Consider the following 2,697-nt stretch of genomic DNA (forward strand, 5'->3'; position numbering starts at 1 on the left):
TTCAGTGTGGGCTTCCCAGCCAATCCAGCTATTGCTTAGGAGGCGCTGGGCTTTAAGAACGGACTGCCCTGCCGCTCTGTTTTCTTGGTCTTTTGTTTAATAATGTTTGACCAACTTCCCAGCATTTATGGCCTTTGGCCACGCTACGCGAACGGCTTTGAAAGTCAGTATTTCCAGTATAACACATCGATTGGTCTAAAGTGAAAGACTCTGTGCAAAATTCATCCCACACTCATGCTGCGCATGTTCGTTGTGGGGCTTCTTTTGCCGGAAGCTAAAAAATGTGGCACTTTGATTTTCTTATGTTATGATGCTAGAAGTGCTGGAAACAGTGCGGATGTAGTTTAGTGGTAAAACCTCAGCCTTCCAAGCTGATGATGGGGGTTCGATTCCCCCCATCCGCTCTTGAGATATTATTTGTATATATTTTGTTGAATGCGATCGCACTGGACAGGTGGTGCGTTACGGGGCTGGCTATGTCAACCCTGGCAACGAGGCAAAAAATCAGAGGCTTTCCGCCCCTAACGCACCCTACGGCTAATGCGATCTAAATTCTAAATTCTTCATTCTAAATTCTTCATTCTAAATTCTTCATTCTAAATTCTTCATTCTCAATTCTCAATTCTCAATTCTCCAGCTAATTGGGAGGCTGGATTTCACTGCAAACTTCGTAGAACGATGTGGTGGGAGCTTTGGTAAACAAGTGAGACATTTGGTTTAAGATTGCCTCATAGGCTTCACTTTGATGATCTTCCATGTCTGCTATGCTTTCCCAAAAGATCACAGCAATGCCTCTATCGGTTCCCGGTTCTTGCAGTAGGTAAGCGCCTTTGAACCCTTGGATATAGGTAGATACAGCTTTCTCGTAAAGATCCTGAGCTTCTTGAAATTTGCCTGGCTTGAATTCACCAATGGCAACATAAGCATATTTGTGCTTAAGAAAATCTAGAAATTCGGTCAACTTTCCCTCCCTTGGGATTTTTTGGGTTAGTTCCCAATCATAACAACTAATGGTTGAGCTGCACAGATACCAATAGAGTTAGTAGGGTGGGCAAAGTTGTCTAATCATTAATACTGATTTGAACCAAAATGCTTTTGCCCACCCTACCACCTTGACAGTAGGGTGGCCAAAGTTGTCTAATTATTAATACTGATTTGAACCAAAATGTTTTTGCCCACCCTACCACTACCACCTTGACAGTAGGGTGGCCAAAGTTGTCTAATCATTAATACTGATTTGAACCAAAATGTTTTTGCCCACCCTACCTTGACAGTAGGGTGGGCAAAGTTGTCTAATCATTAATACTGATTTCAACCAAAATGTTTTTGCCCACCCTACCACCTACCAACTTGACAGTAGGGTGGGCAAAGTTGTCTAATCATTAATACTGATTTGAACCAAAATGTTTTTGCCCACCCTACCACCTTGACAGTAGGGTGGGCAAAGTTGTCTAATCATTAATACTGATTTCAACCAAAATGTTTTTGCCCACCCTACCTTGACAGTCAAGAATCTACTCTACACTCGACATTGAAATTGAATTCCTCGGCACTACCACCAATGCCAATGCCAGTTTCAAATATCTCGGCATTAGTTAAGGTAACTTTGTTCATGACAGCTCCAGACACATCGGTGTCGTAAAGCTTGGCCGCTGTCAAATTCACTTGGTTGAGATTAGCACAGTTTAAACTAGCGTTGGTGACAAAGGCTTGGGTTAAGTTAGCCCCGTTTAAGTTGGCACCAGTCAGGTCAGCACCTTCTAGGTTGGCTTCAATTAAGATTGCTCCTTGCAGGTTAGCATTCCTCAAATCAGCCCCAAGTAGATGTGCACCCGATAGATCCGCTCCTTTTAAATTACACCCTGGACATTCACCAGTTGAAAGCAACTGTTGCACCTGGTCTGGGTTTTCAGCTACGGCTGAACCGGTGAAGAACAGAGAAGCGACTAAAGTTAGCGTTGCCAAAATATTGAATTTCATTTTTGGCCTCCCTAGAAGTTAAATCATCAGGATGTATTTGTTCATCCCAATTTCATTATAACCGATTAGTGGTGCGGGATTATAATGATGATTTGTTAAGGTTAGTTATGGAATTAATCCTTAAATTGCTGAGTTTGTTAAGAAAAGACACACAATTGTGAAAGTTAAGGGATTATGGTGCTAAGAGATTAAGCGATCGCCTAGTCCCACTCTTTGTCCAACTTGGAGCGTGGTCACGTTCTCTCCCAATGCGGCCACGGTACCAACGACCTCGTGACCTGGTACAAAGGGATACTGAGTTAGTCCCCACTCGTTATCCAACATACTCACGTCCCTGTGGCAAATACCACAGTATTCCACATTGATTTCTACTTCCTCTTCCCCCAAAACCCCTGGGTCGTATTCAGAAGGCTTCAGTTCTCCACCAGGTTCGTGGGCTGCGTAGGCTCGAATCATTGTTTGAATTTATGGTGTGAATTTATGTCTTCATTTATAGCAGTTTTAATTTGGGTGACGGAGTCGGGAGTAGGGAGTCGGGAGTCGGGAGTCGGGAGTCGGGAGTCGGGAATCGGGAGTCGGGAGTAGCGCTTTTTAGAGGTTGTCTGAAAAGTCTCATTTGCTACATCCAAGCCCCCGTTGGTCCCCCAATTTTGGGGGACTTCTACCAGCAAATTGATTCTTGTTCCCCCCAGAATTGGGGGGCTAGGGGGGCAAAAT

2 protein-coding genes, 1 tRNA gene and 2 pseudogenes are annotated in these 2,697 nt (G+C 43.9%); 1 reads left to right on the forward strand and 4 read right to left on the reverse strand.

Annotation, left to right across the window (positions count from 1 at the left end):
* Positions 1-333 precede the first annotated feature (333 nt).
* A tRNA-Gly gene (locus F6K38_RS39065) sits at positions 334-404 on the forward strand.
* 233 nt (positions 405-637) lie between these two features.
* Here the strand turns inward: F6K38_RS39065 and F6K38_RS39070 are convergent.
* The 4 genes and pseudogenes from F6K38_RS39070 to F6K38_RS39085 form a co-directional block, all read right to left on the reverse strand.
* On the reverse strand, positions 638-961 hold the full coding sequence (locus tag F6K38_RS39070; protein WP_008190297.1) for an antibiotic biosynthesis monooxygenase: 324 nt from the start codon (positions 959-961) through the stop codon (positions 638-640).
* 545 nt (positions 962-1,506) lie between these two features.
* Positions 1,507-1,980, reverse strand: a complete 474-nt coding sequence (locus tag F6K38_RS39075; protein ID WP_008190303.1) for a pentapeptide repeat-containing protein — start codon at positions 1,978-1,980, stop codon at positions 1,507-1,509.
* Between the two features lie 198 nt (positions 1,981-2,178).
* Positions 2,179-2,436 (reverse strand): annotated as a pseudogene (locus tag F6K38_RS39080) (alcohol dehydrogenase catalytic domain-containing protein); the annotation flags it as partial.
* Positions 2,433-2,697 (reverse strand): annotated as a pseudogene (locus F6K38_RS39085) (hypothetical protein); the annotation flags it as partial. The pseudogenes F6K38_RS39080 and F6K38_RS39085, both read right to left, overlap by 4 nt.

It is taken from the genome of Moorena sp. SIO3B2 (assembly GCF_010692525.1).
Lineage (GTDB): Bacteria > Cyanobacteriota > Cyanobacteriia > Cyanobacteriales > Coleofasciculaceae > Moorena > Moorena producens.

Excerpts from the sequence above, each read along its gene's own strand:
- F6K38_RS39075 (WP_008190303.1), bottom strand. The coding sequence starts at position 1,980 with ATGAAATTCAATATTTTGGCAACGCTAACTTTAGTCGCTTCTCTGTTC.